This is a genomic window from Pedobacter jaeyakensis, from assembly GCF_054461315.1.
The window spans coordinates 2,602,627-2,617,659 of the sequence record NZ_CM136921.1 but is presented as its reverse complement, the minus strand read 5'-3'; the positions used below and the strand labels follow the sequence as shown (position 1 = coordinate 2,617,659).

Below are 15,033 nucleotides of genomic sequence, written 5' to 3'. Positions count from 1 at the left end.
TTCTAAAGCACTGGCTTTATAATCTATTGATCTCGACATCTAACCAGGAAATCCTCTCGTTGAGCCACTTTTTCAGCTGCCCAACTTCAGCTTCATAACTGCCCAGTACAAACTGATTAGGCCAAACATAAACCCCCAGTATATTCCATCTTCTAAAGTTCTCTCGCTGAGAGAGGCTTAAATATGATGCTGTTCTATCAATATTGGCGGGAATATCTTTCAGTTCTTTTCCTTTTATCGCGTTCCATTTGGCTTTCACCTTTGCCACAAATTTTGGGTCTTTAAACAAATGCTTAAACAGCGGCCCGTCTTTAATCCACCAGCCAGTAGCATATCTTGAATTGGAATAATCAACGTTCCCTGCCGCGAGATCAAAATCCCACAGTGGTCCTAAACCTAATTTTTCATTTCTGTTTTTGTAATAAAAAATACTGGTTTTCTCCTGGGCGTCCTCATTTTTCATAATTTCCTGAACAATAAACCAGTTGATAAAAGATTCCGGCTTTATAAACTTCTCATAGCTTTTCTCCGGATCAGTGAAGTTCTCAGAAATGATTGCATCTTCAGTTTGTTGCATATAATCCTTTATGTACGCCAACTGTGCGGCTGTAATCCCGTCGGGCGATTTTATGGTTAGGGGAAGATTGGCGGTCTTGGTCCTAAACCAGACCGCTTCATCTAATCGCATATCCTGTTCTAAAAGATAACCACCTGTTAGGTCTGCCGCAGATGTATTCGTAGACTTAAGCTCTGTGATATTTACCCTGTTCTCATTCACTTCAACCTGGCTCGTCAGGTAATAACTTCCTGCGTATTTGCCATTCATAACGAGCTCCACAAACCTTCCGTCAAATGTAAAATCGGCTCCTATCTTACGGCCCAAATCAAACGCAACACTGGTTCGCATCAAAGTTTTGTCAGAATAATTAGCCAGCAATACCCAGTTTTTTGCAGTGGCCATTCCAAGCATTGGTGCTTTTGTACCAAACTTCAAACGGTAAGGCTTTTTGGGCATTCCCCAGGTACTATTTCCCCTCCCCTTGGCTTCCAATGTGATGTTTTTAAGCGGTTGGTCGTAAAGGTTATTGGTATTGATTGCTACGCTACCTGTTACATAGGTATCTTTAGATGTTATAGAATCAGTAGTATTCAAATACAATATTGGAAGCCCGGTAAAGTTCTTCAGGTTAAACTTGTAAGTTCTTATAGTTCCTTTAGCAGAGGTAAGCTTGTAATCAATAATTTTGCTAAAATCTGTAAGCGTCTTTCCGCTCACCTGCAACGTATCATTTACCGTCACATTTGCGTTTGAAGCGGTAAAGGTAACCACAAACTTCTTGTTGTTCTCAAAAGAAGGAATCAGCACATTAATGGTATCATTAACGATTTTTGCAATGATATCTTGTTGAACTTTATCGGTGTTGTTGACTGGCTCAATCTTTACCTGCGATAAGTAAACAGAATCCTTAACCACCACTACAGGCTCAGGCGAAGGTGGTTCTTCAATCGGCACACTTTTCTTACAACTAAAAAAAACAAGCGCAAAGCAAAGGGGGGATAGCAATCGTTTCATGTTAACTTATATTTCGTTAACACTAACATAACAATTTTTTAGTTAACCTACCATCAATTTTGCGGTAATAGCCAGTCTGTTCCAGGCATTAATGGTTACAATTGCCATAATAATTTGCGACAATTCGTGTTCATCAAATAATCCTGCTGCGTTGTTATAGGTCACATCAGAAACATGATTGCTAATGCGTGTTACTTCTTCCGTTAATGCCAGTACAGCTTGTTCCTGCTCTGTAAACAAAGTTGTTTCTCTCCAGGCGTTCAAAAGATATAACCGTTGTTCTGTCTCTCCCAGCTTGCGGGCATCTGTAGCATGCATATTTAAACAAAACGCACAACCATTTAATTGAGATGCCCTCATTTTGATTAATTCTAAAAGTATAGGGTCTAATTTACTGGTAGAAAGGTATTTTTCTAAACTGTACATTGCCTGGTAGGCCGCTGGTTCCACTTTCTGGATATTGATTCTGTTTTCCATTTTATTGTTTTTAATGACGATGTAAAGATCAGCCCCCTACGCCGCAAAAAACTTAATGTAGTTTAAGAAAACAAATAGCCAATGGAAACCTGTCTATCTATTTTTTCGCCCTTATCTTACTCAAAAACTCTGGCGTAAAACCCAAATATGATGCAAGCATATACTGCGGAACCCGCTGTACAAATTGCGGAAACATCTTATTAAAATTGACGTACCGTTCTTCGGCCGTCTGACTGCACAGATATTTAATCCTGATTTGAGAAGCCTGGTGCAGCTTCTGAAATATCAACCTGAAATATTTCTCCAGTTGAGGCAGTTTAACAAACATCTCCTCATAATGATGGTGTTCTATAGCAATTACTTCAGTCACCTCAGCTGCCTGGATATAGAATTCTGAAGTTTTCTGAAACATAAAACTGGTCAAATCTGAAATCCACCAGTTCTCTATTGCAAATTGGGTAGTTTGCTCCACCCCTTTTATGTCAATAAAATACAGCCTGACGCAACCTTTCACAACAAAATAATTATAGCGGCAGATTTCTCCTGCACGGTGCAGATATGCTTTCTTTTTATAGGTCACAGTCTTCAACAGCAGGCCAAGAACCTCCTGATCTGCCGGATTCAAATCTGTAAACTTGTGGATGTGATTATAAAGCGCGCTATACATGTTTCTTTCCAGGTGCCGCTAAAATAGTCATAATTCTTTTGGTAGGATGAAACACTTCGCTTCGCTGGGTTGTTTAATCAGTTAACTCCGCATAAAAGTGGTGATCTTAATTTATAAAAAAACATGAAAGTATTAATTGTATTAACGTCACATAGTGAACTAGGAAATACCGGGCATAAGACTGGCTTTTGGATAGAAGAATTTGCTGCTCCATATTACGTAATGGCTGATGCCGGCGTTGAACTTACTATTGCATCACCTAAAGGTGGTCAGCCACCAATAGACCCTAAAAGTGATAGCCCTGAAAATCAAACTGCTGCGACCAAAAGATTCCATGCAGATGATGAGCTGAAAGAAAAGCTTTCTCATTCTTTAAAGTTGACTGAGGTTGATCAAAGTGGCTTCGATGCTGTTTTTTACCCGGGCGGTCACGGTCCTCTTTGGGATTTAGCCAATGATGAGACCTCCATATCGCTAATTGAAAGCTTCATTCAACATCAAAAACCTGTTGCTTTTGTTTGTCATGCGCCTGCAGCGCTGGTAAAGGTTAAGTCAAGTACTGGAGAGCCGCTCGTGAAAGGGAAACAGGTTACCGGCTTTTCCAATACAGAAGAAGATGCCGTACAACTCAGCAATGTAGTACCTTTTCTCCTGGAAGACGAGTTGAAAAGCCTGGGTGGAATTTACAGTAAGGGTGCCGACTGGTCTTCTCATGTAAAGAAAGATGGCTTATTGATCACTGGTCAAAATCCAGGTTCATCAGAAGAAACTGCTAACCTACTTTTAGAAACCTTAAAAGCCAGTAAATAAGAATCGTTTAAAGTATTTACCATCTGCAAATTCAGTGCATAAGCTCAACAAAATAAGGTGACAATGAGATAATAAACGTGTAGTACTAACAAACACATATTGGTTTATTAGCTGTATCAAGACCTAACTAAAAAAGGCATGACAGTTAAAAAAACCATAAATATCCTCATATTACTTATGTCCATCGCTCAAACTGACTTTGCACAGCAAACTTTTAAAATAACGACGAAGAACAATGTCCTTGTTCTGGAAACGGATAAAGACAATTCACTAATATCAAGCTACCTGGGGAAAAAATTGAATAACGAGGATGAATATCCTGTTATTCAAACCCTGGATAAGTACAAGCCTGGGTCTGACGATCTGTTTAACAAACATGAGGCTTACATCGCCTCTGGCTCACTCAACTTATTAGAACCTGCATTAACAGTTACTCATGGAGATGGCAACAAATCCACCGTTCTCACCTTTTCCGAAGTAAAAACAGAACAGATTGACCAGAACAGAAAGTTAACCAGCGTCGTTCTCAAAGATTCAAAATACAAGTTTCAGGTAATACTTAACTATCTTGCCTACTACAACGAAGATGTGATTGAGCAATGGGTGGAGATCCTGCATCAGGAAAAAGGCACGGTCGTGTTAAATAAATATGCTTCAGCAAACTTAACCTTAAGCGGCAAAAAGTTCTTCCTAAAAAATCAGTACAGTGGTGCTACCAGGGAAATGCGGTCTGAAGAGCAGCAATTGCTGCATGGTATAAAAACTATTGATTCAAAACTGGGCACAAGAACAAACCTGCTGCACTCCTCTTCTTTCATGGTTTCCGTTGACCAGCCTGCCTCTGAAGACATAGGTGAGGTGGTTGCCGGTTCTTTAGCATGGTCGGGAAACTTCAAACTCGATTTTGAGTCTTTCGACGAAAATTACTTAAGAATCACCGCAGGTATCAATAACTTTTCGGCTAACTATACACTCAAAGCAGGCGAGAAATTTATTACCCCCCGCTTCGTTTACACCTATTCCTCTGCCGGCAAAGGTTTGGCCAGCAGGAACCTGCAAAACTGGGCAAGGAATTACCAGTTGCTGGACGGCAAAGGTGAGCGCTCCACCATCTTAAACAACTGGGAAACTACCTATTTCGATTTTAACGACGAAAAACTAAACGAGCTCACCAAAGACACTAAAAAATTAGGGGTTGATGTCTTTCTGTTAGATGATGGTTGGTTTGGTAATAAATATCCCCGCAATGGCTCCACTTCCGGACTGGGCGACTGGCAGTACAACAAACAAAAGCTAAAAAATGGGATTAGCGCACTAGGCAAAGAGGCCACTGCAAGCGGTGTTAAATTTGGCATCTGGCTTGAGCCTGAGATGGTGAACCCCAAGAGTGAACTCTATGAAAATCATCCCGACTGGATCATCCGGCAGCCTGAAAGAAAAGAATACTACATGCGCAATCAGTTGGTTTTGGACCTCACCAACCCAAAGGTTCAGGATTTCATCTTTAAAACAGTAGATGATGTTTTTAAAGAAGTACCAGAACTTGCGTTCATCAAGTGGGACTGCAATTCTTTAATTTACAACGCCCACTCTCCTACGTTGAAGAATCAGGACCATTTCTACATCGAATACATCAGGGGATTGAATAACGTGCTGGAACGGATTCGGAAAAAGTACCCCAAAACCCCGATGATGCTTTGTGCAGGCGGAGGATCAAGGGTAGATTACGCAGCACTTAAATATTTTACCGAGTTCTGGCCCAGCGACAATACCAATCCGTACGACCGGATCTTTATACAGTGGGAATATTCCTATTATTTTCCTTCAATCGCGGTCGATAACCACATTACAGACATGGGCAAACAACCCATTAAGTTTAAAACAGACGTCGCCATGATGGGCAAATTGGGCTACGATGTCCGGGTCAATGAGCTTAGCAAAAATGATTTGCTGTTTAGCCAAAAAGCTGTCCAGACCTATAATGAGTTCAAAGACATTGTTTGGCACGGGCAACAATACCGCCTGCAAGATCCTTACGAAAACAAAGTGGCATCAATCGCCTATGTAGACGAAGCTAAAGAACAAGCCATCCTATTTAATTACTATGTGGCTACATTATTTACCAATGGCGTATCGCTTCCCATCAAGCTAAAAGGATTGGACCCCAACAAGATGTATAAACTAGAGGAAATTAACCTTTATCCCGGCACAAAGTCTCCAATCGACAAGGAGCAATCCTATTCCGGAGATTTTTTAATGAAGGTTGGTTTTAATCCAGAAGTCAGCAGCAACCGGACTAGCGTAGTAGTAAGAGTAACGGCTAGCCCTCATTAATTTTAATAAGTTGTTTTGGGTCAAAAAAATGGTTTAGCGAACCTTTTCCCTTACCAACAATAACATCTTGTCCGCTAATAATCGCTTGCTGCACATAATCCTGCCCTAGTTTCACCGCGTCAAGCATTGTTTCTCCTCTGCTCAGGTAACTGGCTATGGCAGAGGATAATGTACATCCCGTACCATGAGTATTATTGGTCTCAATTTTAGACGAATGGAATTCAAATACATCACCTGCTTCACTAAAGTATAAAGTGGTAAGCTGCGCTGATTTAAGGTGACCGCCTTTTAGCAATACTCCTCTTGCGCCCAGTTTAAGAATTTTCTCTCCCGCCAGGTACATGTGCGCCACAGTAGTAATTTCCATCTCGGCCAACACTGCCGCTTCATCCAAATTCGGCGTGATCAGGTGAGCAATTGGAAAAAGCTTTTCCACTATAGCACATATGGTCTGCTCTTCTAGTAACCGATGCCCGCTCGATGACACCATAACCGGGTCAAACACAACGGGCACATGGGCATGGGTAGATAAAATTGCTGCAATCACAGTTACCAGGTCTTCGGTATGCACCATTCCCATTTTAATGGCATCCGGATAAATGTCCTCAAATATGGCCTCCATTTGTTCCTTAACTGCCAGAACCGGTATTGGGTATACCGCTTTCACCCCAGTAGTATTCTGGACCGGAAGAGCGGTAAGCACTGATGTTGCATAACAACCCAGGGCTGAGATTGTCTTGATTTCAGCCTGGATGCCCGCCCCTCCACTGCCATCAAAACCGGCAATAGTCAATACGCTTGGATAGGTATATCTTTTCATTTATAATAAAGGCAGGGCTAAGTTAGGGATAAATCATTATTATTAGTTGGCAATACACCATACGCATTCACACTTTTAACAACTTGGAAACAGAAATAATACCAATCAATTCCTTGTTTTGATTGTTAAAAACTTAAATTAGTTACCAATGCCTTTTTAACGGATTAGCTATGATATCACTCAACGTAAATCAAAAAGATTACCAGATCGATGCAGACCCAGAAATGCCTTTACTGTGGGCAATCCGGGATTTAGTGGGCTTAACAGGCACCAAATATGGTTGTGGGGTTGCCCAATGCGGAGCCTGCGTTATTCACCTCAATGGAGAAGCAGTGCGGTCATGCGTCACAAAGGTAAAAAGGGCCATTGGCCAGCAGGTAACCACAATTGAGGGGTTGTCTAGCGACAATAACCACCCTTTGCAAGTCGCCTGGAATGAGGCAGATGTTCCGCAATGCGGATACTGTCACTCCGGACAACTCATGTCTGCGGCAGTATTGCTTCGGGAAAAACCGAACCCTACAGATCAGGATATTGACGACGCCATGGCGGGCAACATTTGCCGTTGCGGTACCTACCTCAGGATACGTAAAGCCATTCATTTGGCTGCAGAATTACAAATGAAGGAAGGCGGTAAATCATGAAAGGGATCATCGTAATCGGAATTATGCTTACCATGGTCGCCGTTATGGCCTTCGGCTTAAGTGGCACCAGGGAAACAAACTCAGGTAAACCAATCTCTCCTGCTGTAAAGAAAGACAGTATTGCATCCGTTACTGCGTTTAAACAAGTCTATAGGGTATTGATGAGTCCGCGTTGTATGAACTGTCACCCCTCTGGCAACATACCCTTGCAGGGCGATGAAAGCAAGTTACACACCATGTCTCCTAAAAGAGGATTGGATGGTAAGGGCGTACTAGCCATGAAATGTGCCAATTGTCACCAACCAGAAAACACCCCTGGCTTACACACGCCTCCGGGAAATCCAAACTGGCACTTACCTCCGGCTGGTATGAAGATGGTCTTTCAGGGCAGAACACCACGTCAGCTGGCCAAACAATTAGTTGATCCTAAACAGAATGGCCATAAGGACATGAAGAAATTGATTGCGCATGCAGATGATGGCTTGGTACTCGCCGGATGGAACCCTGGCGAAGGGCGTTCATTACCTCCAATATCTCACGCAGAATTCAAGAAAGCCTGGCTAACCTGGCTCAATACCGGTGCCTATGCACCAAATAGATAATAGCAACCAATTGATTCTTAATCATTAGAACATGTCAGTATCAGAAGAAGTTGAGCACCTGTCCAGAAGAAATTTCTTAAGGATTGCAGGTTTAGGTACCACCGCACTTTGCCTGGGTTTATATGCCTCCGGCGAAACCAAGGTCATCCACAATGAACAAGACATCCAGGCAGATGCGGATGTAGCTCTGGCCGCCTGGATCATCATCAATACCAACGGCAAAGTAACCCTCATCTGTCACCGCGCAGAAATGGGTCAGGGTGTTTACCATTCCATTGCACAGATCATTGCCGAAGAGCTGGAGGTAGACCTTTACGGAGTAGATATTCAGCTTACACAGGGTGATGAAAAGAAATACGGAAGCCAGCTTACCGGTGGCAGCTCCACCATCAGAGGCGGTTACAAAAACCTCCTAAAGTTAAGCGCCACTGCACGCCAGGTGCTGATTATGGCAGCCGCAGCACGCTGGAATGTTCCTGTCACCGAGTGTTACGCAGAACTCGGACAAGTATTCCATAAGCCTTCTGGCAAAAAGTTTCATTATGGTGAGTTGGTAGTAGAGGCCTCTAAAATTGCGGCTCCAAAAGAAGTTAAATTAAAAGCACGTTCTGAATATAAAGTCATTGGTAAAGGTAACCACCGTCGTGATACACCGATGAAAACCAAAGGGCAAACCGTTTTCGGGATCGACAAAAGAATCCCCGGACTAAAGTTCGCCGCGGTTGAACGCAACCCAAGATTACGCGGAAAAGTCAAAAGCTTTGACGCTTCCGCAGCCTTAAAGGTTCCGGGCGTCTCCCACGTTTTCAAAGTAGTAATGGGTGTTTGGTATACAGACCGCGAAGGTATAGCCGTAGTCGCCAATTCCACATGGGCAGCCATGCAGGGCAAAAAAGCGTTAAAAATAGAATGGGATGATACCGGCTTTGACCACGTCAGCACACCAGAAATCTACAGTCGCCACCGCGAATTGCTCAGCACCAGCGAAGGCCTCTCTGTAAAAACGCAGGGCGATCCAAACGGCATTCTCGCCAGGGCTACAGATAAATTAGATGTGGTTTACGAAACGCCCTACCAGGCGCACAGCTGCATGGAACCGGTAAATTGTATTGCGCATGTCCAGGGAGATAAAGTGGAGATCTGGGGACCAGTTCAGGCACCCAGCTGGATCCAGGATTATGTGAGCAAAAAATTGGGTATCGCCAGAGAGAATGTTACGGTAAACATGACGTTTCTGGGCGGTGGCTTCGGCCGCAAGGCCATGCCAGATTATCCTTACGAGGCCGTCATGGTATCTAAAGAAATCGGTGCACCCGTACAAGTGGTTTGGTCGCGTGAAGACGATGCCACCCAAGGGCCTTTCCGACCAGGTATTTCCTATCGTTGCGAAGGTGCGGTAGAAAACGGCGATATCGCTGCGCTTAAATTTAGAATGGCCGGTCAAAACAACGACCACTGGAGGGGTGGCGACACCGGTAAACCCAACAGAAGCACTACTGAAGGCTTTTTAAAGCCCTATTATGATAGCATTAAAAACATCAGTTTTGCAGATGTCCCTTTCAAAACACCTATCCCAACCAGTTTCTGGCGTTCGGTTTATGCGTCCACCAACGGCTTTGCTTACGAGAGCTTTCTGGACGAAATTGCCCACAAGGCTAAAAGAGACCCGCTGGAGCTGAGAAGGCAACACTTAAAAGACGAAAGAAGCCAGCACCTGCTGGATAAAATGGAAGAGCTCTCCGGTTGGAAAAGCAGAAAAAAGAACTCCGGTTACGGCTTGGCCATTACAGAATGTTTCGCCAGTACTGTTGGACATATTGTTAAAGTCTCCAAGTCTCCAACCGGCGGTATTCACATCGATAAAGTTTGGGTAGTGGTAGATTGTGGCTGGTACGTCAACCCAGACATCATCAAAGCACAGGTTGAAGGTAGTGTGGTCATGGCCATTGGTGCCGCCACCATTCACGAAATTACCTTTAAAGATGGTATGGTTGAACAGCGAAACTTTTACGATTACAAAATGCCGAGGATTACAGACATTCCGCCCATCGAGGTCCACATCATGGAAAACGATGCAGAAGCCGGTGGTATGGGCGAACCTGGTTTACCTGCATTCGCCCCTGCGTTAACCAATGCCATATTTGATTTGACGGGCAAACGCATACGCAAACTGCCTTTTGATCTTAAATCCGTTTAGCATTTAGTTAAGACCATTTTGAAGGAAATCAAAGACATCTTAAATGCTTATCATCAGGCTACCAAGACTGGCCTCAAATCCGCATTGGCTACAGTGGTCAAAGTCGAAGGCTCCTCTTACCGGAGGCCAGGTGCAAGGATGCTGATCACAGCTGATGGTGTTTTAACCGGTGCCATTAGCGGGGGCTGTCTGGAAGGCGATGCATTGCGTAAAGCATTATCAGCCATCCACCAGCAGGAGAACAAATTGGTCACCTATGATACAACTGATGAGGACGATGCCAAACTGGGTGTACAGCTGGGCTGCAACGGCATTGTCTATATTCTTTTTGAACCCATTAAACCTGAGCTTAAAACCAACCCGATCAGCCTGCTCACTGCCTTGGAGGCACAGCGCGAAAATGCAGTTTTGGTTACCTTATTTTCGCTCAACGGTTCCAATCAATTAGGAACCGCAGTCCTTTACCGGGAAAAAGCTAGTTTGAGTACATTGCCGGCCGACTTAAATGAACAAATCATTCCAGATGCGGTAAATGGCTTAAATACTGAAAGTTCTGCTTTCAAGTCTTATAACCTTCAAGCACAGCCAGTAGATGCCTTTTTGGAATTTCTTCATCCACCAACTGCGCTCATCATCGCCGGGGCCGGAAACGATGCGCAGCCTCTTGCCGAAATGGCCTCCCGCTTGGGATGGGAAGTTACCGTGGCCGACGGCAGACCAGCACATGCCACATCCGCCCGCTTCCCTACGGCCAACAGGGTTTTGGTCAGCAAAGCTGATCAGTTGATTCCACAAATCAATATCGATGAGCAGACGGCCTTTGTACTCATGACCCACAATTACAATTACGATCTGGAACTCCTTAAATATTTGCTCCACACTCCCGCAGCGTATATCGGCACACTCGGACCAAAAAAGAAACTGATCAGGATGCTGGAAGAGTTAGGCGCCTACAGTGCCGAGAATGAAACCAGGATTCATGGGCCAATTGGCCTTGACATCGGGGCAGAAACCGCAGAAGAAATCGCCATTGCCATTCTCGCCGAAATCAAGTCGGTCTTCACCGGCGCGGCTGCAGGCTCCTTAAAGAATAAAAATGCCCCCATTCACGAACATTACTAGTTGGCATTGATGAGTACTGGAATTATCATTCTGGCAGCCGGGAGTTCAAGCCGACTGGGCAAACCAAAGCAGTTATTAGTTTTCCGTGGCAAAACCTTGTTGCAAAACGTTAGCAACACGGCATTGAATACCTCGTGCAGACCAATTGTTGTGGTTTTGGGCGCATACGCTGAAGAAATAAGTAAAATACACCACCATCCAGATATCACCTATGTAGTTAACCACAATTGGCAGGAAGGTATGTCCTCAAGTATCGCCACCGGAATTTCCGAGATGCTCCATCAGCAGCCGGATTTAGAAGACATCATCATCACAGTGGCTGATCAAGCTTTTATCGATAGTCAAATCTTTGATGGTTTGCTCCAACGCAGAATACAAACCAGTAAAACCATCATTGCCTGCCAGTACGGAGACACAATCGGTACGCCGGTATTATTCAACAAAACACTCTACCATCAATTGCTGGCACTCACAGGGGACCAGGGGGCAAAAAAGATCATAGCAGCTCAACCAGATCAGCTTAGCCTAATTGAATTTCCACTAGGTCATATTGACATTGATACAGCGGAAGATTTCTCCAAATTAGCTTAACTTTTAAGATCCTCATCCATCCTGTCATCATCTCGAACGTTGTTTTTGCCATCAATAATGGCATCGCACCTTAGCCTACAAACTACTTAAGTTTTAACAATTGATTATCGGCAACCACAACCCCCGTACAATCCACAAACTTCAACAACTCCTCAATCCCTGCGCTACCACCATAATAAATCCTGTTGCCAGAAACACTGATATCCTTTGTACTCTTGGCTTCCAGCAATTGCCCAGCATGCAACCAAAACTGGTTATCCAAAACTTTAATACCCGAATGCACCGCTGTAGAACTCCCCGCTAAAACACCAGGCACAACAGTATTCTCAGGATGTACACTAATCACCGGTTCCCCGCAATTCAAAAACCAATTCTTCCTTATCGTTACATCCTTAACCATCCCAGATTCAAACCATCCCGAGGCATCATCATTAATAAACACACCGCTCATGTGGGTATTATCAAAAGTATTGTCCTCAATCAATACCTTCCGGCGGGTGGTGGTCAATATGCCCCTTGTGGGGATGCGGGTAATCGTCGTATGGTGGATCCAAACCTCTGGCGTAGCAGTTACATTCTCTATCGCATCCCCTAACTTTACAGAAGCAGAAACCGACTTAGACAGAGTCAGCACAAACTCCTTATCGTTTAAACGCTTTACCGCCAGCACTTGATTATTCTGTAAGGAAAGCAAACTCTCCTTGCCAATAAAAGCCACAGAATCCTTAGGCGCAAATGCGTCAAAACCATAAGTCTGGCTATGCATAAACTTCACTTTCACCTTATTGTCCTTCATTAGCTCCGTAACTTGAAGATGAATCCCATGAACATTAACCGCGTCATCATTAGCCGCGCTGAGGTAGCAATTACTTACCTCAATTTTGCCGCTGCAACCGGCGAAGTGCAAAATATCGGCCCAGGCTGCACTCGTCCGACCAGATCGCTCATCTGGCTTCACCACTACCCTCTTCATCATCACGTTATGGCAAAACTGGCTTACTATGCCCATGCCATGCATAAAATATAGCCTAACATTGTCCAGCGCAATATTTTTACTGTACAGCATAAAAAAAGCAGCACAGTCGCGTGTTACATCTCGGTTTTGGTAAATCAAACCCTTTCTAAAACCCACATCCTTTTTAAAAAATATGCGTACGTTTCTGCCATCCAATTGCGCAAAGCGGAAGGATTCCATCGGCATACCTATACGGCTCAAATTGTTGGTTAAAGGGTCTAAAACCTGCCAATACCCGTCAGGTTTATACTGCCAACCATCACCAATCCAGGTAATCACACTATCCGTTATACTATATCTAGAATCCTTGTGTATTACCGCATCCGCATAACCATTCCCAACATTGGTAATTTGCAATTCCGAAACCGTGGGTCGGTTATAATCAAAAACCAGTCCCGAAATCGAAATATTATCGCAGTGATTTACAAAAGTCTCCAACATTTTACCGTGGAGGATTAACCTTGCACCTGCTCCACTTAGTTGTATAAACTGACAGCTGTCGAAAAACAAGGCTATGGCCTTAGGCTCATAAGGGCGGTCGTTGGTATTGGTAATTTGCAATTGTCTTTGCTCAGCACCATCAGGATAAAAATGATAGTTCCCAGGGGCAAACCTAATCTTCACTGGAAATTGCTTACTGCCCTTGGCTTTAATCCACAAAGATTGGTTGAAATCACCGCCGGCTAAAATTTCAATCGAAGTGCCTGCTAAAAGTTGCCGTTTATTAACTGGAGCAAAGCTTTTCCAGGGCTTTAATTTAGAAACTCCGGCATTCAAATCGCTCCCAGTGATTGGATTGATGTAAAAAACCGTGGGTAAAGGATTAAGACCAATACTTGCTTGACCCGTATAACCAAAACCAATCAGGATTACGAAAACTAAAGATATCCTAAGACTTATAAAAAACTGTTTTATCATACTTGGTCTGTAAAAGAGGTTTCCCTCAATAAAAACCACAATATCGTTTAATATAAAACAGAAGTATGATTAAGGTTTGGCAAAATAATAAGGCATTTTGGAAACAATAGCTAACTGTTACATATTAAATACTACAATTATCTTAACTTAAGATCATAAAAGATAACAATGGCCTTCTCAAAAAATTTGCAGCACATTGCCTTGTATGGCTTAACCCTTTCCATTCTGGTCTTTGCCTTAAAATGGATGCAATGGAAATTCCTCATTGCAGATAACGCTATAGAAATCTACGTGGGTCTTATCGCAGTCTTCTTTACCGCCTTAGGCATTTGGGTAGCCTCACAAATTATTAAACCCAAAGTTCAAACTGTAGTCGTAGAAAAACCGGCACAAACCGAAATCAACCAACGCGAGTTAGACAAACTAAAACTCAGCAGTCGGGAGTATGAAGTTCTGCAGCTACTGGCCAAAGGCTATAGCAATGCAGATATTGCAGAACAATTATTTCTGTCGGTAAGCACGGTTAAAACCCACGTATCAAATCTGTTTAGCAAAATGAATGTAAAAAGCAGAACCCAAACCATAGAGATGGCTAAGCGGTTAAATATCATAGCATAGCAGCGCCCATACTTAGTACCAAAGTACCAAAAAAGTAAATTTGATACTAAAGTATGAGTAGAAAACGAAAGCCACAATATAGTTTTGTCGCATAATTTAAGAACAACAGTATGAAAAAAAACGTATTCATTTTTGGCTTACTAGTAGGCCTGTTCCTGTGCGCGAACATGATCATCATGGTCAACATGATGTACACCAACCCCAATTACAAAAGTAATGATGTTGTCGGCTACGCCGCAATGGTATTGGTATTCTCCCTCATCTTTTTTGCGGTACGGAATTACCGCAACAAATATCTGGATGGCTACATTACGTTTGGCAGGGCACTTAAAACCGGGGCTTTAGTCGCACTTACTGCCTCAACTATGTATGTGGTCATCTGGCTCGTCTACTATTACCTCTTCGTACCAGATTTTATAGACGTTTATAGCAACTGTGTACTCAACAAATGCGCTGCTTCTGATGTGCCGGCTAAAACTGCCGAACTCAACAACTTAAAAGAAATGTATAAAAGTCCGTTATTGGTTGTATTGATCACCTATGCGGAGGTATTACCTATAGGCCTGGTTGTCGCATTAATCAGCGCGCTTATCCTTCGCCGCCAGATGCCGACTGATTCCTAAACTCAGCGGCAGAATACCTCTT

General features: G+C 43.4%; 14 protein-coding genes. 9 read left to right on the top strand and 5 right to left on the bottom strand.

Translation table 11 applies throughout. The features are described from left to right. Positions 1–16: 16 nt before the first annotated feature. The 3 genes from ACXZ1K_RS11705 to ACXZ1K_RS11695 form a co-directional block, all read right to left on the bottom strand. Positions 17–1,573 (bottom strand): CotH kinase family protein, encoded by a 1,557-nt coding sequence (locus tag ACXZ1K_RS11705; protein ID WP_458969851.1) that lies wholly within the window; start codon positions 1,571–1,573, stop codon positions 17–19. A 42-nt stretch (positions 1,574–1,615) separates the two neighbouring features. After that, positions 1,616–2,050: a carboxymuconolactone decarboxylase family protein gene (locus tag ACXZ1K_RS11700; RefSeq protein WP_458969850.1), complete on the bottom strand. Its 435-nt coding sequence runs from the start codon at positions 2,048–2,050 to the stop codon at positions 1,616–1,618. Positions 2,051–2,147: 97 nt separating this feature from the next. Continuing rightward, a complete protein-coding gene (locus tag ACXZ1K_RS11695; protein WP_458969849.1) occupies positions 2,148–2,717 on the bottom strand; it encodes a Crp/Fnr family transcriptional regulator in 570 nt (189 codons plus the stop codon). Between the two features lie 123 nt (positions 2,718–2,840). On the opposite strand from ACXZ1K_RS11695, the gene ACXZ1K_RS11690 reads away from it, so the two are divergent. Both ACXZ1K_RS11690 and ACXZ1K_RS11685 read left to right on the top strand, forming a co-directional pair. Next, complete coding sequence (locus ACXZ1K_RS11690; protein WP_458969848.1) at positions 2,841–3,527, top strand: type 1 glutamine amidotransferase domain-containing protein; 687 nt, start codon at positions 2,841–2,843, stop codon at positions 3,525–3,527. A gap of 138 nt (positions 3,528–3,665) precedes the next feature. After that, positions 3,666–5,861 carry an alpha-galactosidase gene (locus ACXZ1K_RS11685; RefSeq protein WP_458969847.1) on the top strand — a complete coding sequence of 732 codons (2,196 nt, stop codon included), beginning with the start codon at positions 3,666–3,668 and terminating at the stop codon, positions 5,859–5,861. Here ACXZ1K_RS11685 and thiD read toward each other — a convergent pair. Further along, entirely contained in the window at positions 5,848–6,681 is an 834-nt protein-coding gene (thiD, locus tag ACXZ1K_RS11680) for a bifunctional hydroxymethylpyrimidine kinase/phosphomethylpyrimidine kinase (RefSeq protein WP_458969846.1), read from the bottom strand. The two genes, ACXZ1K_RS11685 and thiD, sit on opposite strands and share 14 nt — an antisense overlap. Positions 6,682–6,851: 170 nt before the next feature. Between thiD and ACXZ1K_RS11675 the strand changes: the two genes are divergently transcribed. The 5 genes from ACXZ1K_RS11675 to ACXZ1K_RS11655 are packed head-to-tail and all read left to right on the top strand — an operon-like array spanning position 6,852 to position 11,837. Further along, the gene (locus ACXZ1K_RS11675) at positions 6,852–7,325 is read left to right on the top strand and encodes a (2Fe-2S)-binding protein (protein WP_458969845.1); all 474 of its coding nucleotides are present in this window, start codon (positions 6,852–6,854) and stop codon (positions 7,323–7,325) included. Further along, positions 7,322–7,927 (top strand): hypothetical protein, encoded by a 606-nt coding sequence (locus ACXZ1K_RS11670; RefSeq protein WP_458969844.1) that lies wholly within the window; start codon positions 7,322–7,324, stop codon positions 7,925–7,927. Before ACXZ1K_RS11675 ends, ACXZ1K_RS11670 begins: the two co-directional genes overlap by 4 nt. A gap of 31 nt (positions 7,928–7,958) precedes the next feature. Beyond that, entirely contained in the window at positions 7,959–10,124 is a 2,166-nt protein-coding gene (locus ACXZ1K_RS11665; protein ID WP_458969843.1) for a xanthine dehydrogenase family protein molybdopterin-binding subunit, read from the top strand. An 18-nt stretch (positions 10,125–10,142) separates the two neighbouring features. Further along, positions 10,143–11,246: an XdhC family protein gene (locus ACXZ1K_RS11660; RefSeq protein WP_458969842.1), complete on the top strand. Its 1,104-nt coding sequence runs from the start codon at positions 10,143–10,145 to the stop codon at positions 11,244–11,246. 9 nt (positions 11,247–11,255) lie between these two features. After that, complete coding sequence (locus ACXZ1K_RS11655; RefSeq protein ID WP_458969841.1) at positions 11,256–11,837, top strand: nucleotidyltransferase family protein; 582 nt, start codon at positions 11,256–11,258, stop codon at positions 11,835–11,837. 82 nt (positions 11,838–11,919) lie between these two features. Here the strand turns inward: ACXZ1K_RS11655 and ACXZ1K_RS11650 are convergent, their stop codons facing one another. Further along, positions 11,920–13,770 (bottom strand): alpha-1,3-galactosidase-related protein, encoded by a 1,851-nt coding sequence (locus tag ACXZ1K_RS11650; protein ID WP_458969840.1) that lies wholly within the window; start codon positions 13,768–13,770, stop codon positions 11,920–11,922. 168 nt (positions 13,771–13,938) lie between these two features. Here ACXZ1K_RS11650 and ACXZ1K_RS11645 point away from each other — a divergent pair, with 168 nt between their 5' ends. After that, positions 13,939–14,388: a response regulator transcription factor gene (locus ACXZ1K_RS11645; protein WP_458969839.1), complete on the top strand. Its 450-nt coding sequence runs from the start codon at positions 13,939–13,941 to the stop codon at positions 14,386–14,388. A 110-nt stretch (positions 14,389–14,498) separates the two neighbouring features. Continuing rightward, the gene (locus ACXZ1K_RS11640; RefSeq protein WP_458969838.1) at positions 14,499–15,011 is read left to right on the top strand and encodes a DUF4199 domain-containing protein; all 513 of its coding nucleotides are present in this window, start codon (positions 14,499–14,501) and stop codon (positions 15,009–15,011) included. The last annotated feature ends 22 nt before the right edge of the window (positions 15,012–15,033 follow it).